The following is a 26,745-nucleotide window of genomic DNA, read 5'->3' as shown; positions in this document are numbered from 1 at the left end:
TGTCTCACGCCCCCGCTGCAAGCGCGGCGGCCTTGTCGGCCGCGTTGTCCATTGTGTCCACCTGTTCGAGGCCGGGCAGCGCGGCCTCGGTGAGGATGCGGCGGCCCTCGTCGGCGTTGTTGCCGTCCAGCCGGACCACGATCGGCCGGGTGACCGCTTCGCCGCGGGACTCCAGCAGCTTGAACGCCTGCACGATGCCGTTGGCGACCGCGTCGCACGCGGTGATGCCGCCGAACACGTTCACGAAGACGCTGCGCACGTCCGGGTCGGACAGGATGATCTCCAGCCCGTTGGCCATCACCTCGGCCGACGCGCCACCGCCGATGTCCAGGAAGTTGGCCGGCTTGACGCCGCCGTGCCGCTCCCCGGCGTAGGCCACGACGTCCAAAGTGGACATAACCAGGCCGGCGCCGTTGCCGATGATCCCGACCTGCCCGTCCAGCTTGACGTAGTTGAGGTCCTTGGCCTTGGCCGCGGCTTCGAGCGGGTCCTCGGCGGCGACGTCCACCAGGTCGGCGTGCGCCGGGTGCCGGAAGGACGCGTTCTCGTCCAGCGTGACCTTGCCGTCCAACGCCAAGATCTTGTCCCGTGGGTCCCGGACCAGCGGGTTGACCTCCACCAGGGTGGCGTCCTCGGCCACGAAGGCGTCCCACAGCTGGACGATGACGTCGGCGACCTGGCCGGCGACCGCCTCGGGGAACTTCGCGGCGGCCACGATCTCGTTGGCCTTGGCCAGGTCCACCCCCTCGATCGGGTCGATCAGGATCTTGGCCAGCGCCTCGGGCTTGGTGGCGGCGACCTCTTCGATGTCCATGCCGCCTTCGACGGACGCCATCGCGAGGAACTTGCGGTTCGCCCGGTCGAGCAGGAACGAGAAGTAGTACTCCTCGGCGATGTCCGACGCGGGCGTGACCAGCACGCGGCGGACGATGTGGCCCTTGATGTCGAGGCCGAGAATTCCCTTGGCCTTCGCCTGGGTGTCCTCGGGGTCGTCGGCCAGCTTCACGCCGCCGGCCTTGCCGCGGCCGCCGGTCTTCACCTGGGCCTTGACCACGACGCGGCCACCGAGGCCAGCGGCGATCGCTTTGGCGTCTTCGGGGTTGTCAGCCACGGAGCCCGGCAGCACCGGCACTCCGTGGGCGGCGAAGAGGTCCTTCGCCTGGTACTCGTACAGGTCCACTGAGAGCTCCTGCTCCACCATATGCGCACTGCGTTGGACGAAAAGACCCTAGCGACCTGGTTCGCGGGCCGGGGCGCCGGACCTGGTGAGGTCGGTCACCGGGCGTGACCGCCGCCACATGTCAACCCAGTTTTTCGGCCCACGCCACGATCGCGGCCACGGATCCGTCCCGAAAAACTGCGATTCCACCGGTTTCGGGTGTGTCCTCTTCGACAGTGGCGAACACCACGATGCCGTCCTGTCCGGCCAGCTCAGCGCACATCCGCCTGTGCTCGTCGGACCGTACGACGAACCCGACGGCGCGGACGTCCTCCTGGGCGGCGGTGGCTGCGACCTCCGCTGCTGTGTGGGCGGACGTGTAAACGACTTCGGCACCTTCGTCCCGCAGTGCCCGCGCGAGTGTCCTGGTCGCCAGGTCGTCCGGTTCGAGTTCGACCAGCAGCACCCTGATCGGGGTCATCGCCGCTCTGGACGTACCGCCAGGGCCACGAACGCGCTGATCACCAACGCCGCGATGCACGCCAGCGACAACCATGTCCCGGGCCCGACCTCCGCGCCCGCCGCGCGCGCGGAGGTCAACGGGAACTCCATGGCGTGCACGCCGACGACCGCGGCCGCGCCCAGCAACAACATGGCAGCCCGCCCTGGGCGGCTGCGGGTGGCGATGCCGATGGCGATGAGTATGGCCACCACAGCAAGCAACAAGCCCCACGAGGCCAGCCGGAGGTTCTGCCAAAGGCCGGGGGCGGCGAACTCGGCCGCGCGCATCGTCGGTAAGCCGAAGGCGCCGACGGCGAACATGGCCGCGGCCACGATCGGGGCGGCCAGGACGATATTCGTACGCCGTTCCTCGTCCTGTTCGAGGGTGTCCCGTTCAAGCCCACCTGCCGCGCCTGCGAACACCGCCGCGGCGATGGCCAGGACGACCGCGATGACCGTCCACACCACACCTGTGCCCGAGCGGATCGCGGTGCTGGTGTTGGTGGCCGTGACCACCGCGTCGAGCGCGCCCAGGCCGGCGAGTGGCATCGCCACCCACCCGACGCTCAACGCCGGCCGTACGGCCGCGGCGATCGGCTTGATCAGCAACAGCACGCCGAGCACGAGCAGCAACAGCCCGGCGGGCAGCAGAAGCCGGTCGGCGTACGACTGGGGACGTACCCTCGACAAGAGGATGAGCAGGTCGGTCTGGGTGATCGGCTTGTCCGTGGGGCGCTCCACCACGACCAGGTCGGCTGCCCGGCCGAGGAGCCCGGTGATCCCGGCCAGGATCGCGAGCACACCGGCGACGACGTGCGACCGGTACGTGGTGAGCGTGCCCAGCTTCGTCTCGCTCTGCCGCCACGGCACGTACCCGGCCGGCCAGACCGCGGTGCCGATCAGCCCGATCGCGCCGACCGTGGCCACGACCGAAAGACCATCGGTCTGCAGCCACTCCACGGCCGCGGCCGCGATCTGCGACGGCAGCAACACCCCGAGGACCGCGACACCCAACCCCAGCAGCACACCCCGGCCGAACTTCGGCGACTGCGAGGTGGCGGCGAGAACGGAACCGAACAGGGCCGCGGCCGCCATCAGCCACCCACCGGCGGCGGCCATCCCGGGCCCGTTCATCAGGTCGGGGGTGAGCACGAACGCGTTGTCCGAATAGAACGCCGGCATCAGCAGGCCAAGCGTGGCCAACCCACCGAAAACCAGCCCGCCGGCGAGCAACTGCCTGCGCTGCCCACCATCCTCTTCGAACTCGACGGCGACAACCGACCCCGGCCGCGCCCCGGCCCGGACAATCACAAGCATCCCGGCCACAAGGGTCAGCGCGTTCCCAGCGATCAGCAGCCAAGTCCCGGTGCCTGCCTTCAGCGGCGCCAAACTCGTCGCGACCGCCAACTCCGGCCGCGAAGCCACCAGCGGCCCGGACACCAGCTGAAGGTCCCGAAAAACCCGCCCGAGCCCCAACAAAGCAGACCCGACAAGCACCCCAGCGGCCCCAACAGCCCGCCCACCCACAAGCAAACCGACAGCCAACACCACCGGCACAGCAGCGAGCAGAACGAGAAGAAACCCACTGTGATACGCGGGCGTCAACTCCGGACTGACCACCCCGACAAACGGCCCAACGGAAAGAAGCCCAGCCGCCAAAGCCGCGACCACCACCGCGACCTTCAAAAGCAGCGGCACATCCCCCCACCCAACCCGAGGGGACAAAGCGGCGGCACCGCCACCATCCGACCGGCCGCCGACAGCATCTGTCCGGTCGCCGTCGCCATCTGCCTGATCGCCCGCCGACGACCGCGCCGGCCGGCTGTCCGAAGATCGAGTCCGGGAGCTCATTGCCCCCGAACCTAGCAAGCCCCCACCACCCCGGCCCGCCTGGCCGCCAAATCCACCACCCCACCCCAACCCCCAAACCCGCCCATCAACACAAAGCCCCAGACCATCACCCCCGTCACCGCCCGAATGACCCATCCCAACTGCCCCTTCGCCAACGCCCCACCCACTCCGACCACCACCCTTGATCACCGGGCCCCGCTGCCGGCGTGCGAAAACAGCCGCCGTCCCAGGCGGGTTGACGGCCGCCGAGTCGAGGGCCGCCGGGACTAAGGACGGCCGAGGTGCACTTAGGCAGGGGCGGGCGATGGACGGACAGATGATCGGCTTGTCGATGTCGGCCTGGCTGTTGGGCTTTCCGGGGGTGGTAATGGGGGGGTTGTCCGGTTTCTTGAGTGGGCTTGGCGGGCTGTGGAGCTTGGTGGGGCGGTGGGGATGGGGCGGTTCGATGAGGCGCGGTGTAAGTGGGGTGAGGTATCAGGTGTGGGTCGAGTGAGGTGCTCGGTGTGTGGGTGAGATGAGGCTGGCATGTGAGATTGGGTGCGTGGGTGGATGAGGCTGGGTATGTCGACAGGATGAGGTTTGGGTGCGCGGGCGGGATCAAGCTGGGCGCGTGGGATGGGGCGTGGTTGGACGAGGTTGGGCGCGTCGACGGGATGCAGTTTGGGTGTGTGCGACGAGGCGGGATGGGACGAGCGCTGGGTGGGTGGGATGGGGTGTGGGGGTCGATAAGGCAGGGCGTGTCGGGGGGCCGAGGCTTGGCGGGCGGGATGAAGCTGGTGCGTGGATGGGGGCGTGTGGATGACGGGCTGGCCGCGGTGAGCGGGGCACGCGAGTGGGATGAGACTCGGCCGACGGGATGAGTCTGCGGATGGGATGAGGCTGTACGTGTCGGCGGGACGAGGCTGAGCAGGCGGGATGAAGCTGGGCGGACGGGATGGGGTGCGTGGGATGGGGTGCGTGGGATGGACGGGCTGGGCGCGTGAGTGGGGGCATGCGGTGGGACGAGGCTCGGCGGACGGGATGAGTGCGCTGATGGGGTGAGTGCGCTGATGGAATTGGGTGTGCGGATGGAATGAGTGTGCGGATGGGTGAGGCTCGACGTGTCGGTCAGATGAGGCTGGGCGTGGGGACGGACTGAGGCTGGGTAGGTGGGATGCGTGCGCGGACAGACGAGGCTCGACGTGTCGGTCAGATGAGGCTGGGCGTGGGGACGGACTGAGGCTGGGTGGGTGGGATGGGTGCGCGGACGGATGAGGCCGGACAGGTCGGTGGGCGAGGGTGGACATGTCGGTGGGACGAGGTGAGCGGGACGAGGGTGGGCGCGCGCGGGACGAGGGTGGGTGTGTCGGCCGGAGGAGGTTGGGCGGGTGGATGGGTGAGGCTCGGCTTGGCGGATGGGATGAGGCTGGGTGGGTGGGTTGGTTCGTTGGGTGGGTTGGTTGGGCGGGTGGGGAGGGGGTGGGGAGGGGGTGGGTCGCTCGGATGGGGTAACGCAGATCACATCCTGGCGTGTTATGTGGATTTAACTTTGGGTAATAGTCACTGGATAGTGGGCTTTCTGGGCAACCTGGACGGCACAACGGGCGTCTGGGAAGTTGCCGTGGACTGTCTCCCTTCGTTACTGTCCCCCGGTCCGTTGTCACGGTCCGGTCACGGCTGGACAGAGTGGTTTCCCCGAGCCACTCACCCGGGATCCCCCGCCCGGTGTCCGCCGCCGACGCTCGCCCCCGCGAGCTGAGGTGCCGCCCGGATCTCCCCGAGGCAGAAGGGCAGGCTTTGTCCCAGCACCGCTCCCCCGGCGGCCATACACGGTCCGCGGTGGTCCTGGAGGCGCTTGAGCGCACCAGTGACGACACCCGCGACCGCCGAGGCGTACACCGCCTCCCGGCGCCTCCCGCAGCGCTGCGCGGACGCGTGGTTGTCGCCGCCGTCGCGCTCGGCGCGATCGCCGCGGCCGCGGCTGGTCAGACCCTCAAGGGCTCTTCGCCGTCTGACGACATCGCCCCCGTGGACGCGTCGGCCGCGTTCGGCGTTGGTGGTGACTCTTCGGCCGCTCCTGAGATCCTGACTGTCGCGCACACGACCGACGGTGGTGTCGAGGCGCAGAAGTTCTCCAAGAGCGCCCAGATGATCGCCAGCCGGACCGCGCAGGACAACGCGGCCAAGCAGGAGGCGGCCGGGCCCAAGTACGTGAAGCCGGCCCAGGGCGTGTTCACGTCCGGTTTCGGTTACCGGTGGGGCACGAACCACTTCGGCGTGGACATCGCCGGACAGTTCGGGTCGCCGGAGGTGGCGGTCGCCGACGGCGTCGTGATCGAGGCCGGCCCGGCGAGCGGGTTCGGCCTGTGGGTCCGGATCCAGCACCCGGACGGCTACATCACCGTCTACGGCCACATGGACTCGATCACCACGCACGAAGGCGCACGCGTCAAGGCCGGCGACCAGATCGCCCGGATGGGCAACCGCGGCCAGTCCACCGGCACCCACCTGCACTTCGAGGTCTGGGACCCGAGCGGCAAGAAGATCGACCCGCAGACCTGGCTGGCCGCGCGCGGCATCACGCTCTGACGAACCACGCCCCGGCGACCTGCCAGACCGAGCACATCCCCGGTGCCCGGCACCCCGCGCACCGGCCGCGCCGGGCGGGTGGGTGCTGTCCGAGCAGGGAGCGCCACGCGCCGACGAGCCTGGCCAGCTCGATACCGGCCTCCGAGGAGAGCGCGGCGATCCGCTCGACCCTGCCCAGATAGCCGTCGACAGCTTCGACAAGCGCCCGAAACAGGATTTCGTCCACCGCGCTACCCCTTGCTTGACCTTTGTGATCTTCATAGGTGCTAGTCAAGCATGGGGGTCTGACAGTTTTCGCACAGGTGAGCGAGGTTCGGGCCGGGAGATCCGGCCCGACCTGCCCGAACGAGAGTCTCAGCCGGTCATGCCGGCCGCGGCCCGCTTCATGACCTTGCGACCGTAGACGTACCGGGCCACCCGGGCCACGCCGTGGTTGATGATGGTCTGCGGGAGCGGCATCGGCCGCAGGATGTCCACGATCAGGACGATCCGCTCACCCGTGCTCTCGTTGACGACCTCGTGGTTCCAGCTGTCGTCGAACAGGACGCTCTGCTCCTCCTGCCACGTGTACCACTGGTCACGCACGCGGATCTTCGGCGGCGAGTCCGGCGGGACGATCAGGCCGAGGTGGTAGCGGAGGTACCCGCAGTACGGGCCCTCGTGCTCGGGGATCGACTTGCCCGGCTCCAGGATCGAGAAGAACGCCTGGAACACGTTCGGGATGGAGGAAATCAGCGCGGTGGTCTTCGGGCACTTCGTCGCGTTCGGCTCGGCTCGTTCCCCCATCGCCCAGAGGTAGAAGATCTTCCACTCCTTGGGCGTCGCGTTCGAGATGTCCGCCTGGTCCGGATCGAGGTCGTGGTAGGCGGGCAGCACATCCCGATCCTTGATGACCTCCTCCAACTCGCTCCGAATGTCCGAATACGCGTGGTCGAGCCGACGCAAGGCCGGGTATGTCCGGTCGATGTCGAACATCACCGGCCGCTGGTCACCCCCCGCGGTGCGGCGGAACCAGTTGCTGACGGCGTCCTGGATGGGCTTGGTGTTCACAAATTCTCCGATACGCGTGCTAGTTACCTCACTCGGAAAGTGGTCCCCCGAGATTCCCATCCAAGATCTTGTACCCACGATGCGCGACACGCATCCGGGAACACCCGTAGGCGTCCCTGATTCGTCATCAGCTCAGAGTTTGACGAGCGGGACGCTCCCGATCAGCATCAGCCGGATCGTGCCGGAGCTGCCGAAGTCGATGGTCGCGGTGGCGCGCGGGCCGGCGCCGTCGGTGGCGACGACAGTGCCGAGGCCGTACTTGTCGTGGTTCACCCGGTCGCCCGCTTCGAGCTTGAGCGCCGGGGTGTCCTTCCATCCCTTGAACGGCGTGGACCGCATGCCCTGCTCGGCGATCCGCGCCTGGGCCGAGTCCGATCCGGTCCGGCTGCCCCACGTGGTCGCCGCGGACGGGCCGGACCGGCGGACGGGTTCGAGCCGGCGCCAGTCGATCAGGTCGGCCGGGATCTCGTCGAGGAACCGGGACGCCGGGTTGGTCGACGGCTGTCCCCACGCGGACCGCATGATCGCGCGCGAGATGTACAGGCGTTCGCGCGCACGCGTGATGCCGACGTACGCGAGCCGGCGCTCCTCGGCCAGCTCGACCGGGTCACTCAACGCCCGTTGGTGCGGGAAGACGCCGTCCTCCCAACCGGTGCTGAACACGACCGGGTACTCCAGGCCCTTGGCGGTGTGCAACGTCATCAGCGTCACAACTCCGTCCGACTCGGCGTCCGGCACCTGGTCCGCGTCCGCCACCAACGACACCCGCTCAAGGAACGCTTCGAGCGAACCCTGCCGGGGCGCGGTCTCCTCGTCGTCGACAGGCGGCGGCACCTGGGCGAACTCCCTGGCCACGGTGACCAGTTCGCGCAGGTTGTCCAGCCGGGTGGCGTCCTGCGGGTCCTCGCTCTCCTCCAGTTCGACCTGGTAGCCGGTCTGGTCGATGATCGCCTCAAGCAGTTCGGCGACGCCGAGGCCGTCGCCGACCAACGCCCGCAACGAGTCCACGAGTTCGACGAACGTGCTGATGCACCTCTCCGAACGCGGGTTGAGCAACGGCACCTGGCCCGCCGCGGCCTTGCGAAGCGCGGCGTTGAACGAGATCCGTTCCTGCTCGGCGTGCGTGGCCACCACGGCCTCCGCGCGGTCACCGATGCCGCGTTTGGGCACGTTGAGAATCCGGCGCAACGACACCGTGTCCTCTTGGTTGGCGAGCACTCGCAGGTACGCCAACGCGTCCCGGACTTCCCGTCGCTCGTAGAACCGCACGCCGCCGACGACCTTGTACGGCAGCCCGAGCCGGATGAAGATCTCCTCGAACACACGGGACTGGTTGTTGGTGCGGTAGAACACCGCGATGTCGCTGTTGTTCGCGTCGCCCTGGTCGACGAGCCGGTCGATCTCGCCGGCCACGAACGCGGCCTCGTCGTGCTCGTTGTCGGCGACGTAGCCGACGATCTTCTCGCCGTCGCCCTGGTCGGTCCACAGCCGCTTGTCCTTGCGGCCCTCGTTGCGGGAGATCACCGCGTTGGCCGCGGACAGGATGGTCTGCGTCGAGCGGTAGTTCTGCTCCAGCATGATCGTGGTGGCCTGCGGGTAGTCCCGCTCGAACTCCTCGATGTTGCGGATCGTCGCGCCGCGGAACGCGTAGATCGACTGGTCCGCGTCGCCGACCACACACAGTTCGCCCGGCTCGACGCCGCTTTCGCCCGTCCCCACCAGCTCGCGGACCAGCATGTACTGCGCGTGGTTGGTGTCCTGGTACTCGTCGACGAGCACGTGCCGGAACCGCCGCCGGTAGTACTCGGCGACCTCCGGGAACGCCTGCAGCAGCTCGACCGTGCGCATGATCAGGTCGTCGAAGTCGAACGCGTTCGCCTGGGTCAGCCTGCTCTGGTACGTGCTGTAGACCTCGGCGACCCGGCGCTCGAAGTCGTTGGTGGCGCGCCCGGCCGCGTCCTCGTGGCCGACGAGCTCGTTCTTCAGGTTCGAGATCTGCACCGCGAGCGACCGCGCCGAGTACCGCTTCGGATCGAGATCGAGATCACGGGCCACCAGCGTGATCAGCCGGCGGGTGTCGTCCGAGTCGTACACCGAGAAGTTCGACGACATGCCCAACGACTTGGCCTCACGGCGCAGGATCCGCACGCACATCGAGTGGAACGTGGAGACCCACATCACTCGGGCGCGGCCGCCGATCAGGTCGGCCACACGCTCCTTCATCTCCGCGGCGGCCTTGTTGGTGAACGTGATCGCCATGATCTGCCCGGGATGCACGTCCCGCGCCGCGAGCAGGTAGGCGATTCTCCTGGTCAGCACCCGGGTCTTGCCCGATCCGGCGCCCGCGACCACGAGCAGCGGCGACCCGCTGTGCTCGACGGCCTGACGCTGTCGGTCGTTCAGCCCGTCGATCAGGGCGGCGACGGCCGGGTTGACGGGGGTGGTTCCGGGAAGCTCGAACAGGGCGCTCATCGCGGTAAACCGTACTCGCCCCCACCGACAAAACCCCGCGCGCCTCGCACAAGTGTGCGGGTCTCAGGTCACAGGACCCGGCCAGTTCGTCAGGCATAGAACCAGGCCGAAATTGGTTTGCCCAGGTAGACGGGGTGGGGTTCCCTGGTCGTAGGGGGCTTCACCGGGTATTCAGGGACCGTTTCCAGGGTTTTCGGGGGCGCATCCCTGATCCGTACGCCGTCGCCAGGCGAGAGTCTGAAGTGCGGAAACAGCCGGGGAGAGAGACTGGGGGACGAGATCGTGTTCGAGGATCTGATGCCGAACCTGCACGCACTGGCGCCGGTGTTGGTGCTGGTGACGATCTTCGTGTTGTCGTTCCTGGAGACCACGCTCGTCATCGGCGTCATCCTGCCGGGCGAGGTCCTGGTCGGCGCGTGCATCGGGGTGCTGCACGTGTCATGGGCGCCGATAGCCGGGGTGGCGGCGGCCGTGGGGTGCCTGGCCGGGCAGTTGGCCGGGTACGGGCTCGGCCGGTGGATGGGCCCGGCGATCAAGCACGGCTGGGTCGGGCGCAAGGCCGGACCGAAACGGTGGGCGCAGGCCGAACGCCTGGTCGGGGACACCGGCGGCTGGTTGCTGGTGACCGCGCGGTTCGTGTCGGTCGCGCACACGCTCGCACCCGTCCTGGCTGGGGCGCTGCGGATGCCGCTGCGCCGGTTCACGCTGTTCGCGGCGATCTCGTCGGTGGTGTGGGCGGCCATCTGGACCGCGGTCGGGGCCGCGTTGTCCGGGGTCAGCCAGTTCATCGACTCGGGCCTGCTGTCGTGGGTGATGGTCCTGGGTGGCGTGGTGATCGGGTCGGTCGTGCTCGGCAAGCTGCTGAAGCGGACTACGTCGGACGACGTAGCCGAAGATGACGACGCCGAGCCGACGCCGCGCGAGGAGTACGCGCAGACCATGGGGGCATGAGTACAGAGCAGGTCCTGGCTTCGGACGCGGAACGTCACGAAGTCGCCTCCACAGTCCAGACGGCCGGCGGCGAAGGCCGGCTCACCCTCACCGAGACCGAGGAGCGCCTGGCGGCCGTGTACGCCGCGCGCTATCGGCACGAACTCACCGAACTCACCAGCGACCTGCCACGGCAGCGGCCACCCGCCCGTCGCCTGCCCGCCCGGCCACTGCGGATCCACGCCGCTGTGGTCGTGCTGGTCAGCGCGCTGCTGATCGCGCGGTGGGTGTTGTCGGGCATCCCGTTCTTCTGGCCCGCGTTCCCGATCGGGTGGCTCGTCGTCAGCCTCGTCGTCCACACCCGGGTCGACTGGCGGCGCCGACTTGTGTCAGGATGAACCCGTGCGGACAGGGCGATTTTACTTTTACTACGGGACCCGGACTTCGGTTCCCGTGGTCGCCTGACGCGCGCGCAGCTTCCACGAGCCCCCGGAGTCCTCGGACCCGGGGGCTTCGTCGGCTCCGGGCCTGGATTCCCGAAAGACAGGACTGAGCCGATGACCCCGACCACCGAGGACACGCCGGAAACCCCAGCCGCCGCGACGGCCGCGACGGCCACGCCGGACATCGCCGAGCTGCGCGAGGAGATCGACTGGCTCGACGCGGAAATACTGCGGCTGGTGAAACGCCGGGTGGAGGTGTCCAAGACGATCGGCGCCGCCCGGATGGCCGCGGGCGGGCCGAAGATCGTCTACAACCGCGAGATGGACGTGCTGGCCCGCTACCGGGAACTGGGGCCGGAGGGCCGCCAGCTGGCGATGGCGCTGCTGAACCTGGGGCGTGGCCGGCTCGGCCGTTAGGGCCTGCGTCGAGGTCCTTGTTCGAAACAGGCCGTGAGCGGGCGACATCACAGGCAATCTCAGGGGACGATCCGGGCGATCACCCATCCGTGTCGGTCCAGAAACGGGCACACTGGAGTCATGCTGGACTTGATCGCCTTGATCGTCGTCATTGTGGCTCTGGTGGGTGTCCTCGCCCACGTGGGTTACCTCGCCATGCTGAACTCGGCCGCGAAGCGACGGGCGGGCGGTGGTGACGTCGCGCGGTACATCACCAGCCGGTGGCCGGTCGCCGGGGTGACCACCGCGGGGGCCGTGATCGCCGGCCTGTTCAGCCTGGGCGGCGGGTTCCTCGACGTCCTGGCGATCCTGCTGGGCGCGGCCTCCGGCGGCGTGGCCATCAAGGCCCTGGAGTCCACCCAGAAGAAGTACAAGAGCGACTCGTAGTCGGTCCTTGTCAAGGCGTTTCACCCGGTCGTGCGACGTTGGTTTCAGCGCCCCACCAGGGGGATCTTGGTGGTTCGGCACCGCTTACCCTGGCGTGGGTGAGCACTGGGACAGCGTTGGTCGTCACCGCCCATCCCGACGACGTCGACTTCGGTGCGGGCGGCACGGTCGCGAGGTGGACCGACGCCGGGATCAAGGTTTCGTACTGTGTCTGCACCCGTGGTGAGGCCAGCGGACCGGCTGGCGCGGACCGAGGTGCGACCGCCGAGCGGCGGATGGCCGAGCAGCGAGCCGCCGCCGCTGTGCTCGGTGTGCAGGACGTCACGTTCCTGACCCACCCGGACGGCGCCGTCGTCGCTTCCCTCCAGCTGCGCGAGGACATCTCCCGCGTGATCCGCGAAGTGCGTCCTGACCGCGTGCTCACCTGGTCGCCGGAGATCAACTGGGACCGGATCGTCACCTCCCATCCGGACCACCGTGCCGTGGGCGAGGCCACGGTCGCCGCCGTCTATCCGGACGCCCGCAACCCGCACGCGTTCCCCGAGCTGCTCGACGACGAGGGGCTGGAGCCCTGGTCGGTCCAGGAGCTGTGGATCAGCGACGCGCCAGCTCATCTGCCCAATCACGTCGTGGACGTCACCGACACGTTCGCCCGCAAGATCCAGGCGTTGCGGTCGCACGTCTCCCAGGTCGGGGCGTGGGCCAGCCTTGAGGACGACCTGCGTGCCGGGTTCGGCGCGGTCGCCGGGAAGCACGGGTTGGGCGCCGGTCGGCTGGGCGAGGAGTTCCAGGTGGTCACCTTGCCGTCGTGATCTTGCGTAGTCGCGTCATGACAGGCAGTGAGAAGGGTCACACAAGCATGACCAGCGGGCAGCAGGGAGCGGCGACCGGCCGCCACAGCCAGCATCCGGGCACGTGGACGCCCGCGATCCAGTACCCGCACGCGCCCGCCCATGCCCGGATCGAGCCGGAGAGCCTGGTCGAGCAGACCGTGCCCGGCCTGCGCAAGTTCGACCTCGGCACGGTTCCCGCCTCGGTGACGCCGCCGCGCAGTTGGCGAACGGCCGCGTGGTTCGCCGTGGGAGCGTCCCTCGCCGTGGTCGTGGGCCTGGTGTTCGCCGCGTCCGCGCTGATGGGCCAGCCGCGCAGTCCGAGCACGATCGACGCGCTGCCGAACTACCCCAGCCTGCCGATGCTCATCCTCACGCCGACCGACCCGACGGCGACCGACACGGCCAGGCCGACGCACACCAGCGACAGGCACACCGAGCCGAAGTCGAGCGTGACCGCGACCCGCCGGCCGCCGACCGACAGCAGCCCGCAGGCCACGCTGACGGACAGCGCGACCGTGCCGAGCGCGCCTCCGTCGCCGACGTACACTCCGCCGGTCCGCGAAACCATGCCGGGGATCGCGCTCGCCATGAACGACCCGAAGGAGATCGGCGACCGGACCGAAGCCTTCTACAAAGCGGTTACGAGCAACCCGGACGCGGCGTACCAGATGACTACCGGCGGCATGCGCACGCAGGGCGCGGACGCCTTCAAGGCGCGGTACGCCGACATCAAATCGATCCAGGTGCGGCGGATCGGCATCGACCCGAACCAGGGGACCACGGTCAGTGAGGTGACCGTCACCAAGAAGGACGGCACCACGTACACCGAGCAACGGCGCCTGCGGTTCACCTCCGGTAGCAATCCGAAGATCAGTTCCGAAGTTACCCATTAAGTCCTCGCCCGAACGGGCCGATACAGGCAATGCCGGCGGTCACCGCTGGCCCAATCGAGCTACAGACGAGGTGTTACACACCCCCGATCGATCGAACGGGTGGTAGCGCCGGGTACTCGACAAGCCGTATCGAACACCAGCTGTAAGAAGACTTAGCTGTCAGAAGACACAGGCGAGGAAGTAACAGTGGATCGTCCCACGACTGGTCGCCGGCACATGCGTGCCGGATCGATCACCGTTGCGGAGCTGATCAAGAACCGGCCGGCGCCGGTTCGCATCCCGTCCCGCGACGAGGCCGTCACCGAGGAGATGGCGTTACGAACTGTCTCGCTGGGCCTCTGACCGACGGCTGGTGTGATCTCGATCTCGTCAGCGGGCCGTTGCCTGGGCTGCCAGCGCGTCAGCCCGACACCGACGAGCACGACGACCATGCCGATCACCACGCGGACGGTGATCGCTTCGTGCAGCGCGACGGCACCGAGGAGCACGGACACCACCGGCAGCAGGTAGCCCACGGAGGTCGCGGTCACCGCGCCGACGTCCGCGATCAGCCGGTAGTTCAGGGCGAACGCGAACCCGGTGCCGAACAGGCCGAGGATCAGCACGGCCAGCGCGCTGACCGGCTGGATCGTGATCGGGCCGAACCCGTCGATCGGCAGCATCAGCGCGCTCATGCCGGTGCCGATCAGCAGTTGCCCGGCGGACAGGGCGATCGGCGCCACACCGCTGCCGGTCATCGCGCGGCCGATGCATGTGTACGCGACCGCGTAGCTCGCCGCGGCCGCCAGGACCGCCAGCGAACCCCAGCTCGCCAGGCCGTGCGCCTGCCAGGGGGCGAAGATCACCAGCACGCCGACGAACCCCAGCAGCAGGCCGAGCATCTTGAGCGAGAACAGGTTGCGTTCCATCCGGAACACCACCGCGATCAGCAACGCCCACAATGGGGTCGTCGCGTTCAGTACGCCTGCGAGACCCGAGTCGATGGTCTTCTCGCCCAGCCCGAAGAGGAAGAACGGCAGCGCGCTGCCGAAGAAGGCCGCCACCGTGAGGTACGCCCACGTCCGGCGGCCACGCGGCAAACGCTTGCGACCCGCGTACGTCAGGGCGAAAAGGACGGCCGCGCCGAGGATGATCCGGCCGAGGGCGATCTGGCCGGGGGAGAACGACCGCAGCGCCAGCTTGATCCACAGGAAGCTGGATCCCCACAGCAGCGCCAGTAAACACATCCGCGCCAACGTGCCCTTGCCGCCCATGGCGCCAACGGTGCCGGAGCTAACTTGGCAGCACAAGTGAAATTATGTACATCAACCGTTAAGTAATCCTGTAAGGTCGGTCCATGTTGGACGTGCGCCGGATGCAGATCCTCAGGGCGGTCGTGACCAGCGGTTCGGTCACGGCGGCCGCGGGAAACCTCGGCTACACGCCGTCCGCGGTCAGCCAACAGTTGGCCGTGCTGGAGCGGGAGGCGGGTATCCCGTTGCTGGAGCGCGTCGGCCGGGGTGTCCGCCCGACCGCGGCCGGCCAGTTGCTCACCGACCACGCGGAGATCCTCAGCAGGAACCTGACGGACGCGGAGACCGCGCTCAAGGATCTGAAAGCGGGCCGAACCGGCTACCTGTCGGTGCGTTACTTCGCCACCGCGGGCATCGCCCTGGTGCCGCCGTCGATAGTGCGGCTCCGTAAGGAACACCCGGGCCTGCGGATCGACATGAAACTCATCGACCCCGAGGACCCGCTGCCCGAGGTGGTGACGGGCAACGCGGACGTGGCGATCGTGCTGAACCACCGGGTGAACACGATGCGGACCGGCCTGAAACTGATCCACCTGCTGCAGGACCCGCTGCGCGTGGTGCTGCCGCGCGGCCACCGGCTGGCCGGCAAACGCGTCCTCGATCTGGCCGACCTCGCCGACGAGCCGTGGGTGAACGCCGAATGGCACAGCGGACCGTGCGCCGAGGTCGTCCGAAACGCCTGTGCCGCAGCGGGTTTCACCCCGCACTTCTCGGTGGAGGCGGAGGACTACCAGACCGCGCAGGGCTTTGTGGCCGCCGGCCTCGGCGTCGCGCTCATTCCCCGGCTCGGCTTGGACAACCCGCACTCGGGCGTGGTCGCCCGACGGGTGCGCAAGCCCACCGTGGTCCGCGAGATCTATGCCGCGATCCGCCAGTCGAACGCGGAAAACCCGGCTGTGAAGGCGTTCTTGAGCGCGCTCACCGAGGTGGCGGCGAAGGTCGCCGGCTAGCCCCCATTGGTCTTGGCGAAGTCGTCGATCAGGAACTTGTCGCCCTGCTTGACGAGGACGAACCGGTAGCCCTCGGAGGTCTCGCCGCCGTTCTTCTTCTTGAACTTGACCGTCCCGGTGACGATGTTGCCGTTCTGGTTGGTGTCCACGACCTTCACGTCGTCGAAGTCCGCGTAGAAGTCGAAGAACGCCTTCTTGCCGCCGCTCTTCGCCTGCGCCTTGGGGGTCAGCTCGTTCCAGGCCGCCTCGGGGTTCTGCGGCAGCAGGTCGTAGTACTGCTTGACGAAGTCGTCGCCGCCGTCGAGGTTGTCGCTCTGCGAGCTGCTCGAACTGGACGAGGAGGACGACGAACTCGACGACGACGTCCGGCTGCTGGACGTGCTGGGCTTCGGCGTCGAGCTGCCTGTCTGGGTGACCGTGACGCTCGTGGTGGGCAGCGGTGTCGTCGGCCCCGGCGACGCGTCGGTCGACTTGGAGCGGGTGAACAGGCTCGCGACGAGCACACCGACCAGGGCGGCACCGATGATCGCGAGCACGGTCAGCACGATCCGCTTGACATCCCGGCCCGGCTTCGGCGCCGTGGGCGGTGTGTGGTCGACCGGACCGACCGGGCCGACCGGATTGCCGGAGCCGGTCGAGCTCACCGGACCGAAGCCGCCCGGTGCGGTTCTTCGCGGCTCGGCCAGCGGGTTGGCGTCCAACCTGGTCACCTGGTGCGGTTTGGGCGGCTGCTGCACCGGGATCGGGGCCGAGATCGGCGGCGGTGTGCGGTGCGCGACCGTGGGGCCGTCGTACGTGCCGCTCAGGACACCCGGCGGGACCGAACGGCCCGCGGCGATCGCCGACAGCGCCTCTTTGGTGGCCATCATGGTCGGCCGCTCGGCCGGGTCGGTCCGTAGCAACCGCATCAACAGCGCGGTCATCGGACCGGCCTGGCGCGGCGGGGTGATCTTGCCGGCCGCGACCGCGTGCAGCAGCGCGAGGGTGTTCTCGCTCAACCCGAACGGCGAATGACCCTCGACGCAGACGTACAGCGTCGACCCCAGGGAGAACACGTCCGACGCCGGCGTTGGCTCCATGCCCTTGGCGACCTCGGGCGCGAGATACGCGGGCGTGCCGGCGAGCATGCCGGTTGCCGTCACGGTCACGTCACCGACCGCGCGGGAGATGCCGAAGTCGGTGATCTTGACGCTGCCCTCCGAACCGAGCAGCACGTTCGCGGGCTTGATGTCCCGGTGCACGATCCCCGCGGCGTGCGCGGCCACGAGCGCGGTGGCCACCTCAGCGCCGATCCTCGCGGCCTCCTGCGGCGGGATCGTCATCCGCTCGTCCAGCTCGGCGGCGAGACTGCGGGACGGCAGGTACTCCATCACCAGCCACGGCTGCCCGTCGTCGTCCACCACGTCGTACACCGTGATGGCGTTCGGGTGCTGCAGCCGGGCGGCGATCCGGCCCTCCCGCATCGACCGGAGCCGGCCCTCTTCGGCCTGCGCGGGGCTCACACCCGGCTGGGGAAGGAGCTGTTTCACCGCGACCGTGCGGTGCAGCCGCTCGTCGAGCGCCTGCCACACGACGCCCATCGCACCGCTGCCGATGCGCTGTCCCAGTCGGTATCGACCCGCCACCAGGCGGTCTTCGTCGGAGGGCAACGCCTAACTCCCGTACGGCTGGATTTGTCTCTTGGTGATATGTCGTTTGAGGGTGCCAGAAGGTTGTCTCAGCGGCTGCTACTCGTGGACGGCGGGGTCGAGCTGGTGCTCGACGTCGAGGACTTCGGGGTCGACGAGGTGCTCGGCGGGGCCGAGCTCGAACTCGAGGACGACTTCGGCGGCTCGACCGACGACTTCGGGGTGGACTTGGGCGTCGACTTCGGCGGGGACGTGGTGGACGGCGCGTCCGACGGTGTGGTGTACGAGATGCTCGGCGGCGCCTGGGTGGTCTGGCTGCTGTTCACCTTCGACGGCTCCGGGTTCTCCTGATGGCCGGGACTGGCCGCGATCAGGTAGCCGCCGATGCCGAGTAAGCCGGCCAACGCGATCCCGCCGATCACGAACGGCCGCTTGGACTGCTTCGGTGGCGGCCCCGTCGCCGGCCGGACCCCGGTCCGGGACCCTCCACCGGTCGCGGGACGCACACCCGTCCGGGAACCGCCGGGGACCGCGGGCCGGACCCCGGTACGCGAGCGCGGCGGCTGCTGGTTCAGCGCACGGGTCCGTGGATCCGTCGCCGGACCGGCGAACATGGTCCTGGTCTCGGGCACGTCCGGAAGGTCGCCGCGGGCCACAGCGGCGAGCATGTCCCGTGCGTGCGCCGCCGTCGGCCGCTCCTCGGCCTCGGCCGCGAGTAACGAGATCAGCACGGGCGCGAGCGGCCCGGCGTAGCGCGGCGGATTGATCTTGCCGGCGGCCACGGCGTGCAACAGGCCCAGGGTGTTCTCACTCAGACCGAACGGCGGCTCACCCTCGACCGCCGCGTACAGCGTCGAACCGAGCGAGAAGACGTCCGTCGGCGGGGTCGGGTCCTTGCCGTAGGCCACCTCCGGCGCCAGGTACGCCGGGGTGCCCGCGATCAGGCCGGTCTTGGTGACCTGCACGTCGTCGCTTGCGCGGGAGATGCCGAAGTCGGTGATCTTCACCGCGCCGTTGTCCGCGAGCAGGATGTTGCCCGGCTTGATGTCCCGGTGCACGATCCCGGCCGCGTGCGCGGCGGCCAGCGCGGCCGCGATCTGCGCGCCGATCGCGGCGACCTCCAACGGCGGCAACGCGCCGCGCTCCTTCATGGCCGCCGCCAGGCTCTGGCTGGGGACGTACTCCATGACCAGCCATGGGGCATCGTCGTCGTCCACGACGTCGAACACCGTCACGGCGTTCGGGTGGTGCAGCTTCGCGGCGATCCGGCCTTCCCGCTGAACCCGCTCCAGTGCCTCGTCGATCTCGTCGGCCGACAGCCCGGACTGCAGCAGGACCTGCTTGACCGCGACGACCCGGTTCAACCGTTCGTCTCTGGCCTGCCAGACGACCCCCATCGCGCCGGTGCCGATACGGTGCATGAGCCGGTAGCGACCGGCGACCAGTCGGCCTTCGTCGCTCACGACACCTCCCTGCCCGCGAACAGCTCGCCGGCGATCTTCCTGAACCGCGGACAACCCCGTTGCCGTCGCGCCTCGGATGCGGGCAACGGGCTCCAGGCTATGCGCTCACTCTTCGCGCACGGCCACAAGACCGTTACCTGGATACGCGCCGCACGTGGGTCACGTAGCGCCATGGCCGACGACTGAGACCAACGCCACATTCGCCCGAGGCTCTCGAGCCCGACCAGCTTAGCCCGTTCGGGTGTGGCCATGGTGATGTGAGTACCCACAGGGATCGACAGGCACACCAGATGTGGGTGAGGCCCACCCTCTGACGAGAGGATGGGCCCCAGCCGGGTCAACCTTAGCTTCGTTGTGCCGAGATGATCTCCGCGCCGGTGATGCGCTGCGGTGACGTGCTGGTCACCTTGAGCAACTGCTGGACACGGGCCGTGCCGCCGTCCGGCAGGACCGCCTCGACGATCGCGAGCAGCCCGTCCGGCCGCTGCTGCACGTCGAGCACCTGGATGCCGCGGACCTGGGACCACGAACTGACGAACCGCGACATGTCCGAGCCGAGCAGTGCGTCGTCCAACAGGCCGAGGGCCTGGTTGGGGTGGTTGGCCAGCAGGTCGTAGTACCGGCGGACCAGTTCCGCGTTGATCGGGCTCTCGGCCAAGACGGGGTGGCTGCTGGCGCCCTTCTTCTGCTCGGGCTGGGTCGCGGCACCGGGACCGGTGTCGATGGACGTGGCCGCGGCGCCCTTGTTCGGCAGCGGCAGCCCGGTCACGGTCCGGTTCCCGTCGGTGGGCGTGCCGGGGCCGAGGGTGAACAGGTTCGGCAGCAGTGCCTGCTGGTCGGTCGTCTCCAGGGACGGCCGGGCCGCGGCGTTGGCTGCCGCCTGCCGGTGCGTGTTGATGACCGAGGCCGCGATGATCGACGCGCACAGCACGCCGGTCGCCACTCCCAGACCCGCCAGCTTGGCGAGTTGCCTGGTCCGCGCGGGCGGGCGGCGGTGCGTGTTCGGCGTCGTGTCGTGCCGCGTGGCCTGCGGCTGAGGTCCGTCGAACGGGCCGGGAGCCGTTAGACAGCTGGGTTTTGCGCAGGACGCTCGAAACGTGCGTCTCCACCGTCTTCACCGAGATGAACAGCTCCGACGCGATCTCCTTGTAGGCGTAACCACGCGCCAACAGCCGCAGCACGTCCCGCTCCCTGGGGGTGAGCAGGTCGAGCTCGGGGTCGCTGATCGGGGCCGCCCCCGGCCGGTCGGCGAACGCGTCCAGCACGAAACCGGCCAGCCGGGGGGAGAACACCGCGTCGCCCTCGGCGACCCGGACCACCGAGCGGACCAGTTCCTGGCTGGTGATCGTCTTGGTGACGTACCCGCGCGCGCCCGCGCGGATGACGGCGATCACGTCTTCGGCCGCGTCGGACACCGACAGCGCGAGGAACACGACCGCCGGGTGCGTCGGCCGGATCTGGCGCAGCACCTCGGCCCCGCCGCCGTCCGGCATGTGCACGTCGAGCAGCACCACGTCGGGAAGTTTCGCGGCGATCCCGGTGACCGCCTCGTTGACCGTGCCGGCCTCGCCGACCACCTCGATCTCGTCGGTGATCGAGTCCAGCTCGGTGCGGACGCCCGCGCGGAACAGCGCGTGGTCGTCGACCAGGAAAACCCGGACCCGTCGCTGGGTGCTTTCAGTCACGCCGTCGGCCTCCTCATCGCTCCGCGCGTGCCACGGAGGCTGTGCTCCGTGACATCTCGAGGTGCACCTCGGTGCCCTCGCCGGGGGCGGTCCGCAGCCGGACCGTTCCCCCGTTGCGGTCCATCCTGCCCCGGATGGAGTCGGCCAGGCCATGCCGGTCCTCGGAAACCGCCGCCGGATCGAAGCCCTTGCCGCGGTCCCGGACGAAAATGTTCACCCGGTCGGGTTCGACTTCGGCGTACACGCTGACCTCGCCGACGCCGGCGTGCTTCGCCGCGTTCACGGTCGCCTCCCTGGTCGCCTGGACCAGCGCGGTCAGCTTCTCGTCCAGCTCGACGTCGCCAACCACGACCTGCTGGACCTTGATCGCGAACGCGTCCTCGACCTCGCCGCACGCGGTCGCGATCGCCTCGGACAGCGTGGTTGGCCCGCTCACCTGCGCGGCTTCGTCCCGGCCGTACCCGGTCGGCCCGTACAGCCAGGTCCGCAGCTGCCGTTCCTGGCCGCGGGCGAGCCGGAGCACCTCGCGGGGCGCGTCCGACTGCTTCTGGATCAACGCGAGTGTCTGCAGTACGGAGTCGTGCAGGTGGGCCGCGATCTCGGCGCGTTCCTCGGTCCGGATCCGCTTGCGGCGCTCCTCGGTGAGGTCACGGACCAGCCGGAGCCACCACGGCACCGTGACCAGGGCCACACCGATCAGCACCGCCACCACCACGGCGATCACGAACTGCGGTTGCTGCAGGTCGCCGACGGCTTTCAGGAGGAACCCGGCGACACCGGTGACGACCAGGGCGACGCCGGACAGCACCCGCACCAGCGCGTTGCGGTCGCCGCTGAACATCTGGCTGTCTTTGCCCTTGCGGCGCTGCGCCGCCTCGTCGGCCTCGCGCCACACGATCGCGCCACCGACGACAGTGACGGCCAACGCGGCGGCCGCCCATCCGTTGAACGCGCCGATCAGCGTGTTCGTCGCGAGCGCGACCCCCAGGCCGAGCGCGATGAGCGCGACGGCCTGTTGGTGTTCCCGCCGGGAGGTCGGGGGCGCTTCGACGTCCGGGTCCTGCTGCGGCACGAAGATCCAGAGCAGCCCGTAGGCCACCACGCCCGCGCCGCCCGCGACCGCCGCGGCGGCGAACGCCAGCCGCACCCAGAGCACGTCAACACCGAGATGGTCGGCCAGACCGCCGGCGATCCCGGCGACGGTTCGGCCGGAGCGCCTGCGGTACAGCCGCTCTATCTCGGGGACCGTCGGGTCGGCGACTTCCGTCCGGTCGCGTCGAAGCTGCAATGCCACCCGTGAATGGTCACACGGTTTGCCTGAGTCGGTCATCAGGGAACGCCCCCGGGGCAAGGTCAGGGGAGTGCCCTGATGTGGTCAGCCGCCCTTTCAGCGCATCCTGGTCTGCGTGAGTTCAGGACAGCGACAGCAGACCCATCCGCTGGCCGGCGTCGAGGACACCCTCAAGGACTTCTGGGCCAGCCGGCCACGTCGGCCACGCCGTGGCCGGATGTTCGCGGGCGTGGCGCAGGCCATCGCCAACCGGTACGCCATCGACCCGGTGATCGTCCGGGTCGCGTTGGTCGTGACCACGGTCTTCGGCGGCGGCGCCGGGGTGCTGCTGTACCTGTTGGGCTGGTTGTTCTTCCCGGAGCAGAACGACGAGGAAGCGCCGTTCATGTCCATGGTCCACCAGGGCCGCAGCAGCACGGGGACGGCGTTCACAGTGCTGCTGTGCATGGCGCTGATCGGCGTGTCGTTCTGGACGTTCAACGGCAACGGCAACGGCCTGATCGGGCTGATCCTGCTGGTCGTGGCGATGTACCTGCTACACCGCAACCGTGCGTCCCTCGGCCAGCAGACCGCGCGGCAGCCGCCACTGAACACCACCACCACCGCCCGGCCGCAGGATCCCGAGCCGAACTTGGGGATGGACATGAGCACGCCCGTGACAGACCCGGAGCCACCGCGCACCGACCCACCGGCCTGGGATCCGCTGGGTGCCGCGCCGTTCGCGTGGGACCTGCCGGAACCGACCCCGGTGAACCCCGAGCCGGAGCCACCCGTACGGCGTAAGCGCGCCCGAGTGGGCGGGATCACGCTCGGTGCCGCGCTCGTCATCGGCGGCGCGTGTGTGCTGGCGGCGCCTTACGCGGCCTGGCTCTCAGTACCGCACATCGTGGGGATCGTGCTGGCGGTCATCGGCATCGGCATGGTCGGCGGCTCGTTCCTGGGCGGCGGCCGTGGCCTGATCGGGCTCGCGGTGCCGTTGGCCCTGGGCGGGTTCGTGCTCACCAACACCGGGCCCGGCGGCGGTCCCGCCGTCGTGGGTGAGGAGTGGGGCACCATCAACGACACGCCGGCGTCGGTGCAGGAGCTCCGCTCGGACTACACCCTCGGGGGCGGCTCGGTGAACCTGGACCTGACGGCCCTGAAGTCGACCGAACCGGTGCGGACCAACGTGAAGGTCGGCCTGGGCAACGCGGTCGTGATCGTGCCCGCCAACGCGGAAGTGGACGTCAACTGCTCGGCCAGCCGCGGCTCGGTGGAGTGCCTCGGGCAGCGCGACAACGGCATCCCGGCGCGGGTGCGCGCCACCCAGAGCGGCACCAGCGGCCTGAAGATCACCCTGGACGTCCGGGCCAGCACCGGAAATGTGGAGGTACGACGTGGCTGAGCGAGACCCGGACCGCAAGCGCCGGCCGGACGTGCTGACCATGCTCGCGGGAATCGCGACCCTGCTGATGTCCGCGTACGTACTCACCGACGGCAGGACGTGGCTGCCGCACTTCGACCCGCGCTGGCTGCTCGCCGGCGGCGCGGTCCTGGTGGGCCTGCTGCTGTTCGGCAGCTCGGTCCGCCGCCGCAACCGCTGACCCGCACTACTCGCGGGCGCTGTCCCGCACCACGGCCCGCCCTTGCCCCTCGCTTGGGCGGGCCGTCGGCGTCGTCATTCCCACTCGATGGTGCCGGGTGGCTTGCTCGTGATGTCCAGGACGACCCGGTTGACTTCGTGGACCTCGTTGGTGATCCGGGTGGAGATCCGTTCGAGGACGTCGTACGGCAGCCGGCTCCAGTCCGCGGTCATCGCGTCCTCGCTGGACACCGGGCGGAGCACCACCGGGTGCCCGTAGGTTCGGCCGTCTCCTTGCACGCCAACGCTTCGCACGTCCGCGAGGAGGACGACCGGGCACTGCCAGATGTCGCGGTCCAGGCCGGCGGAGGTCAGTTCCTCGCGGGCGATCGCGTCGGCCGCCCGCAGGATCTCCAGGTTGCCCGCGGTGACCTCGCCGATGATCCGGATGCCCAGGCCGGGGCCGGGGAACGGCTGGCGGTGCACGATCGTCTCGGGCAGGCCGAGCTCGAGGCCGACCCGGCGGACCTCGTCCTTGAACAGCGTGCGCAGCGGTTCGACCAGCTGGAAGCTCAGGTCGTCGGGCAGGCCGCCGACGTTGTGGTGGCTCTTGATGTTGGCCGTGCCCGCGCCGCCGCCGGACTCGACCACGTCCGGGTACAACGTGCCCTGGACCAGGAAGTCCACGCCGCCTTCAGCCTTGATGTCCCGCGCGGCCTGTTCGAAGACCCGGATGAACTCGCGGCCGATGATCTTGCGCTTCTCCTCGGGGTCGGTCACGCCGGCCAGCGCGGTCAGGAACCGTTCGCGCGCGTCGACGGTGACCAGCTTCACCCCGGTCGCGGCGACGAAGTCCCGCTCGACCTGGGTGCGTTCCCCGGCGCGCAGCAGGCCGTGGTCGACGAACACGCACGTGAGCCGGTCACCGATGGCCCGCTGCACCAACGCCGCGGCCACCGCGGAGTCCACCCCGCCGGACAGGCCGCAGATCGCGCGGCCGTCGCCGACCTGTGCCCGGATCGCCCGCACCTGGTCATCCACAATGGACGCGACTGTCCATTCGGGACGGATGCCGGCGATCTCGTGCAGGAACCGGCGCAGCACCTCCTGGCCGTGCGGCGAGTGCCCGACCTCAGGGTGGTACTGCACGCCCGCGTACCGGCGGGCCACGTTCTCGAAGCCGGCGACGCGGGCGCCGTCACTGGTCGCGGTCACGGTGAAACCCTCAGGCACCTGGGTGACGCTGTCGTTGTGGCTCATCCACACCGGGTGCCGCGCCGGCAGGTCGTCGTGCAGGACGCCGCCGCGCACGGTCAGCTCGGTGCGGCCGAACTCGCGGATGCCGGTCGCCTCGACCGTGCCGCCGAGCTCCCGGGCCATCGCCTGGAAGCCGTAGCAGATCGCGAACACCGGGACGCCGGTGTCGAACAGTGCCGGGTCGACGCTCGGCGCGTCCTCCGCGTACACGCTCGCGGGACCGCCGGACAGGACGATGGCGGCCGGGTCGCGGGCGACCATCTCCTTGACCGACTCGGTGTGCGGGACGACCTCGGAGTACACCTGAGCCTCCCGGACCCGCCGGGCGATCAGCTGGGCGTACTGGGCGCCGAAGTCGACCACGAGCACGGGCCGGGCAGTGGCGTCGGACACTGTGGTGCTCCTCCACGAAAACAACATGTGCGCAGGTCCCAGCATCTCAGCCTGGGTCTTGATCAACCGTGTGGGGTACGCGTCTTAACGGGGAGTGCGTGAACGCATACACGGAGGAGTGACTACCGTGCATGCTATGGATGCGTACACGCCCACTCCTCGTCCTTGTTGGATCGCCGGACAGCCCGAGCAGGGTGTGGACGTCCTGACCGTCACACACCCTTTCGACGATTCCGAGGTGGCCTCGGTCGCGGTTCCCGGGCCGGAGCAGATCGAGCGGGCCGTCGCGGCCGCGGCGGCGGTCGCCAGGGAGTTCCGGAGCACGCCCGCGCACGTTCGGGCGGCCGCGCTCGAACACGTGTCGCGTGGTTTGGCGGCGCAGGCTGAGGAACTGGCCGAGCTGATCACGGCGGAGAACGGCAAGCCGCTGCGGTGGGCGGAGATCGAGGTGCGCCGCGCGGTGTCGACGTTCCGGTTCGCGGCCGAAGAGGCCCGCCGGTCGGACGGTGTGCTGCAGCGGCTGGACACTGAGCCGGGCGGCGAGGGCCGGATCGCCCTGGTGCGCCGGTTCCCCAAGGGCCCGGTGCTGGGCATCTCGCCGTTCAACTTCCCGCTGAACCTGGTGGCGCACAAGGTCGCGCCGGCGATCGCGGTCGGCGCGCCGATCCTGATCAAGCCCGCGCCGCGCACGCCGCTGTCCGCGTTGGTCCTGGGGGACCTGCTCGCCGAGACGGACCTGCCGGCGGGTGCGTTCTCCGTCCTGCCGGTGGGCAACGAGGCGACCGCCGCGCTGGTGCGTGACCCCCGGCTGCCGGTGGTCTCGTTCACCGGATCCGGCCCGGTGGGCTGGTCGCTGATGGACGCCGCGCCGCGCAAGCACTTCGTGCTGGAGTTGGGTGGCAACGCGGCGGCCGTGGTGTGCGCGGACTGGCCGGACCTGGAGTTCGCGGCCAAGCGGATCGCCACGTTCGGCAACTACCAGGCGGGCCAGTCGTGCATCGCCGTCCAGCGGGTGCTGGTGGACCGGTCGGTCGCCGACGAGTTCATCGGCAAGCTCGTCGACGCCGTCCGCGCCCTACGCGACGGCGACCCGCACGACCCCGACGTCGAAGTCGGTCCGGTGGTGGACACCGCGGCGGCCGAGCGGATCGTCCAATGGATCGACGAGGCCACCGCACAGGGCGCCAAACTGCTTGTCGGCGGCGGGCGCGAGGGCCGGAACGTGCGGCCGACCGTGCTGCAGGACGTGCCGAAGGACAGCAAGGCGTGGGCCGAGGAGATCTTCGGCCCGGTCCTCGCGGTGTCTGTTGTGGACAGTGTGGATGAGGCGTTCGACCAGGTGAACGAGTCCGCGTACGGCCTGCAGGCCGGGGTGTTCACGAAGGATCTGCAGGTGGCCTCTCGGGCGGGCGCGGAGCTTGAGGTGGGCGGGGTGGTCATCGGTGACGTTCCGTCGTTCCGCGCGGACCAGATGCCGTACGGCGGGGTGAAGGGTTCCGGATTCGGCCGCGAAGGCGTCCGGTCGGCCATGGCGGACCTGTCCGAGGAGCGGATAACCGTGCTGACAAACGTTAGCCTCTGATTAAGTCAATTCCGTCACAATCGGCGTAAAGGGAGCACTGTTTCATTGCTCCAAGTAATTCCCATACCGCCATTCGTGGGGTAGATTCGCCTTGGTTCCC

Annotated in this window: 23 protein-coding genes and 1 pseudogene; 11 read left to right on the top strand and 13 right to left on the bottom strand. The window is 69.3% G+C overall.

Features of this window, described 5'->3' with window-relative positions; translation table 11 throughout:
• Positions 1 to 4: 4 nt before the first annotated feature.
• The 3 genes from sucC to EV192_RS06140 all read right to left on the bottom strand — a co-directional run bounded on the left by sucC (position 5) and on the right by EV192_RS06140 (position 3,100).
• Positions 5 to 1,180 carry an ADP-forming succinate--CoA ligase subunit beta gene (gene sucC, locus EV192_RS06150; RefSeq protein WP_132111873.1) on the bottom strand — a complete coding sequence of 392 codons (1,176 nt, stop codon included), beginning with the start codon at positions 1,178 to 1,180 and terminating at the stop codon, positions 5 to 7.
• Between the two features lie 121 nt (positions 1,181 to 1,301).
• Positions 1,302 to 1,640: a hypothetical protein gene (locus tag EV192_RS06145; RefSeq protein ID WP_132111871.1), complete on the bottom strand. Its 339-nt coding sequence runs from the start codon at positions 1,638 to 1,640 to the stop codon at positions 1,302 to 1,304.
• A complete protein-coding gene (locus tag EV192_RS06140) occupies positions 1,637 to 3,100 on the bottom strand; it encodes a hypothetical protein (protein WP_132111869.1) in 1,464 nt (487 codons plus the stop codon). The genes EV192_RS06145 and EV192_RS06140 overlap by 4 nt, the downstream gene beginning before the upstream one ends.
• 2,229 nt (positions 3,101 to 5,329) lie before the next feature.
• Between EV192_RS06140 and EV192_RS06135 the strand changes: the two genes are divergently transcribed.
• Complete coding sequence (locus EV192_RS06135; RefSeq protein WP_243726650.1) at positions 5,330 to 6,079, top strand: M23 family metallopeptidase; 750 nt, start codon at positions 5,330 to 5,332, stop codon at positions 6,077 to 6,079.
• Here the strand turns inward: EV192_RS06135 and EV192_RS06130 are convergent.
• The 3 genes from EV192_RS06130 to pcrA all read right to left on the bottom strand — a co-directional run bounded on the left by EV192_RS06130 (position 6,069) and on the right by pcrA (position 9,601).
• Positions 6,069 to 6,305, bottom strand: a complete 237-nt coding sequence (locus EV192_RS06130; RefSeq protein WP_132111867.1) for a hypothetical protein — start codon at positions 6,303 to 6,305, stop codon at positions 6,069 to 6,071. The two genes, EV192_RS06135 and EV192_RS06130, sit on opposite strands and share 11 nt — an antisense overlap.
• Before the next feature lie 128 nt (positions 6,306 to 6,433).
• Positions 6,434 to 7,129: an aspartyl/asparaginyl beta-hydroxylase domain-containing protein gene (locus EV192_RS06125; protein WP_207925896.1), complete on the bottom strand. Its 696-nt coding sequence runs from the start codon at positions 7,127 to 7,129 to the stop codon at positions 6,434 to 6,436.
• Positions 7,130 to 7,261: 132 nt separating this feature from the next.
• Complete coding sequence (gene pcrA / locus EV192_RS06120) at positions 7,262 to 9,601, bottom strand: DNA helicase PcrA (RefSeq protein WP_132111863.1); 2,340 nt, start codon at positions 9,599 to 9,601, stop codon at positions 7,262 to 7,264.
• Positions 9,602 to 9,883: 282 nt separating this feature from the next.
• Between pcrA and EV192_RS06115 the strand changes: the two genes are divergently transcribed.
• The 6 genes from EV192_RS06115 to EV192_RS06090 all read left to right on the top strand — a co-directional run bounded on the left by EV192_RS06115 (position 9,884) and on the right by EV192_RS06090 (position 13,543).
• On the top strand, positions 9,884 to 10,552 hold the full coding sequence (locus tag EV192_RS06115) for a DedA family protein (protein ID WP_132111861.1): 669 nt from the start codon (positions 9,884 to 9,886) through the stop codon (positions 10,550 to 10,552).
• On the top strand, positions 10,549 to 10,929 hold the full coding sequence (locus tag EV192_RS06110) for a DUF1707 SHOCT-like domain-containing protein (protein WP_132111859.1): 381 nt from the start codon (positions 10,549 to 10,551) through the stop codon (positions 10,927 to 10,929). The genes EV192_RS06115 and EV192_RS06110 overlap by 4 nt, the downstream gene beginning before the upstream one ends.
• 159 nt (positions 10,930 to 11,088) lie before the next feature.
• Positions 11,089 to 11,391: a chorismate mutase gene (locus EV192_RS06105; RefSeq protein WP_132111857.1), complete on the top strand. Its 303-nt coding sequence runs from the start codon at positions 11,089 to 11,091 to the stop codon at positions 11,389 to 11,391.
• 120 nt (positions 11,392 to 11,511) lie between these two features.
• On the top strand, positions 11,512 to 11,817 hold the full coding sequence (locus tag EV192_RS06100; protein ID WP_132111855.1) for a hypothetical protein: 306 nt from the start codon (positions 11,512 to 11,514) through the stop codon (positions 11,815 to 11,817).
• A 98-nt stretch (positions 11,818 to 11,915) separates the two neighbouring features.
• A complete protein-coding gene (locus tag EV192_RS06095; RefSeq protein ID WP_243726649.1) occupies positions 11,916 to 12,629 on the top strand; it encodes a PIG-L deacetylase family protein in 714 nt (237 codons plus the stop codon).
• 47 nt (positions 12,630 to 12,676) lie between these two features.
• Complete coding sequence (locus EV192_RS06090; protein WP_132111853.1) at positions 12,677 to 13,543, top strand: hypothetical protein; 867 nt, start codon at positions 12,677 to 12,679, stop codon at positions 13,541 to 13,543.
• 152 nt (positions 13,544 to 13,695) lie between these two features.
• Here the strand turns inward: EV192_RS06090 and EV192_RS06085 are convergent, their stop codons facing one another.
• Entirely contained in the window at positions 13,696 to 14,796 is a 1,101-nt protein-coding gene (locus tag EV192_RS06085; protein ID WP_132111851.1) for a DMT family transporter, read from the bottom strand.
• Positions 14,797 to 14,879: 83 nt separating this feature from the next.
• On the opposite strand from EV192_RS06085, the gene EV192_RS06080 reads away from it, so the two are divergent.
• The gene (locus EV192_RS06080) at positions 14,880 to 15,785 is read left to right on the top strand and encodes a LysR family transcriptional regulator (RefSeq protein WP_132111849.1); all 906 of its coding nucleotides are present in this window, start codon (positions 14,880 to 14,882) and stop codon (positions 15,783 to 15,785) included.
• Here the strand turns inward: EV192_RS06080 and EV192_RS06075 are convergent.
• The 5 genes and pseudogenes from EV192_RS06075 to EV192_RS06060 form a co-directional block, all read right to left on the bottom strand.
• Positions 15,782 to 17,434 carry a serine/threonine-protein kinase gene (locus EV192_RS06075; RefSeq protein WP_165960223.1) on the bottom strand — a complete coding sequence of 551 codons (1,653 nt, stop codon included), beginning with the start codon at positions 17,432 to 17,434 and terminating at the stop codon, positions 15,782 to 15,784. The two genes, EV192_RS06080 and EV192_RS06075, sit on opposite strands and share 4 nt — an antisense overlap.
• 68 nt (positions 17,435 to 17,502) lie before the next feature.
• Entirely contained in the window at positions 17,503 to 18,876 is a 1,374-nt protein-coding gene (locus EV192_RS06070; protein WP_132111847.1) for a serine/threonine protein kinase, read from the bottom strand.
• Positions 18,877 to 19,219: 343 nt separating this feature from the next.
• Complete coding sequence (locus tag EV192_RS53655; protein ID WP_165960147.1) at positions 19,220 to 19,819, bottom strand: hypothetical protein; 600 nt, start codon at positions 19,817 to 19,819, stop codon at positions 19,220 to 19,222.
• Between the two features lie 118 nt (positions 19,820 to 19,937).
• Positions 19,938 to 20,561: pseudogene (locus EV192_RS06065) on the bottom strand (response regulator); the annotation flags it as partial.
• A 13-nt stretch (positions 20,562 to 20,574) separates the two neighbouring features.
• Complete coding sequence (locus EV192_RS06060; RefSeq protein ID WP_424923340.1) at positions 20,575 to 21,855, bottom strand: PspC domain-containing protein; 1,281 nt, start codon at positions 21,853 to 21,855, stop codon at positions 20,575 to 20,577.
• A gap of 112 nt (positions 21,856 to 21,967) precedes the next feature.
• On the opposite strand from EV192_RS06060, the gene EV192_RS06055 reads away from it, so the two are divergent.
• The gene (locus EV192_RS06055; RefSeq protein ID WP_132111843.1) at positions 21,968 to 23,236 is read left to right on the top strand and encodes a PspC domain-containing protein; all 1,269 of its coding nucleotides are present in this window, start codon (positions 21,968 to 21,970) and stop codon (positions 23,234 to 23,236) included.
• On the top strand, positions 23,214 to 23,435 hold the full coding sequence (locus EV192_RS06050; protein ID WP_132111841.1) for a hypothetical protein: 222 nt from the start codon (positions 23,214 to 23,216) through the stop codon (positions 23,433 to 23,435). Before EV192_RS06055 ends, EV192_RS06050 begins: the two co-directional genes overlap by 23 nt.
• Positions 23,436 to 23,509: 74 nt before the next feature.
• Here the strand turns inward: EV192_RS06050 and guaA are convergent, their stop codons facing one another.
• Entirely contained in the window at positions 23,510 to 25,063 is a 1,554-nt protein-coding gene (guaA, locus tag EV192_RS06045; protein WP_424923339.1) for a glutamine-hydrolyzing GMP synthase, read from the bottom strand.
• Positions 25,064 to 25,199: 136 nt separating this feature from the next.
• Between guaA and EV192_RS06040 the strand changes: the two genes are divergently transcribed.
• Positions 25,200 to 26,645 carry an aldehyde dehydrogenase family protein gene (locus EV192_RS06040; protein WP_132111837.1) on the top strand — a complete coding sequence of 482 codons (1,446 nt, stop codon included), beginning with the start codon at positions 25,200 to 25,202 and terminating at the stop codon, positions 26,643 to 26,645.
• Positions 26,646 to 26,745: the final 100 nt, after the last annotated feature.

Source organism: Actinocrispum wychmicini, from assembly GCF_004345645.1.
In the GTDB taxonomy this organism is placed as follows: Bacteria; Actinomycetota; Actinomycetes; order Mycobacteriales; family Pseudonocardiaceae; genus Kibdelosporangium; species Kibdelosporangium wychmicini.
Note: the sequence above shows the minus strand (reverse complement) of the source record. Positions and strands in the feature narration are given on the sequence as shown.

Excerpts from the sequence above, each read along its gene's own strand:
- pcrA (WP_132111863.1), bottom strand. The coding sequence starts at position 9,601 with ATGAGCGCCCTGTTCGAGCTTCCCGGAACCACCCCCGTCAACCCGGCC.
- EV192_RS06100 (WP_132111855.1), top strand. The coding sequence starts at position 11,512 with ATGCTGGACTTGATCGCCTTGATCGTCGTCATTGTGGCTCTGGTGGGT.
- EV192_RS06050 (WP_132111841.1), top strand. The coding sequence starts at position 23,214 with ATGTGGAGGTACGACGTGGCTGAGCGAGACCCGGACCGCAAGCGCCGG.
- EV192_RS06090 (WP_132111853.1), top strand. The coding sequence starts at position 12,677 with ATGACCAGCGGGCAGCAGGGAGCGGCGACCGGCCGCCACAGCCAGCAT.
- EV192_RS06145 (WP_132111871.1), bottom strand. The coding sequence starts at position 1,640 with ATGACCCCGATCAGGGTGCTGCTGGTCGAACTCGAACCGGACGACCTG.
- EV192_RS06110 (WP_132111859.1), top strand. The coding sequence starts at position 10,549 with ATGAGTACAGAGCAGGTCCTGGCTTCGGACGCGGAACGTCACGAAGTC.
- EV192_RS06040 (WP_132111837.1), top strand. The coding sequence starts at position 25,200 with ATGGATGCGTACACGCCCACTCCTCGTCCTTGTTGGATCGCCGGACAG.
- EV192_RS06080 (WP_132111849.1), top strand. The coding sequence starts at position 14,880 with ATGTTGGACGTGCGCCGGATGCAGATCCTCAGGGCGGTCGTGACCAGC.
- EV192_RS06085 (WP_132111851.1), bottom strand. The coding sequence starts at position 14,796 with ATGGGCGGCAAGGGCACGTTGGCGCGGATGTGTTTACTGGCGCTGCTG.
- EV192_RS06105 (WP_132111857.1), top strand. The coding sequence starts at position 11,089 with ATGACCCCGACCACCGAGGACACGCCGGAAACCCCAGCCGCCGCGACG.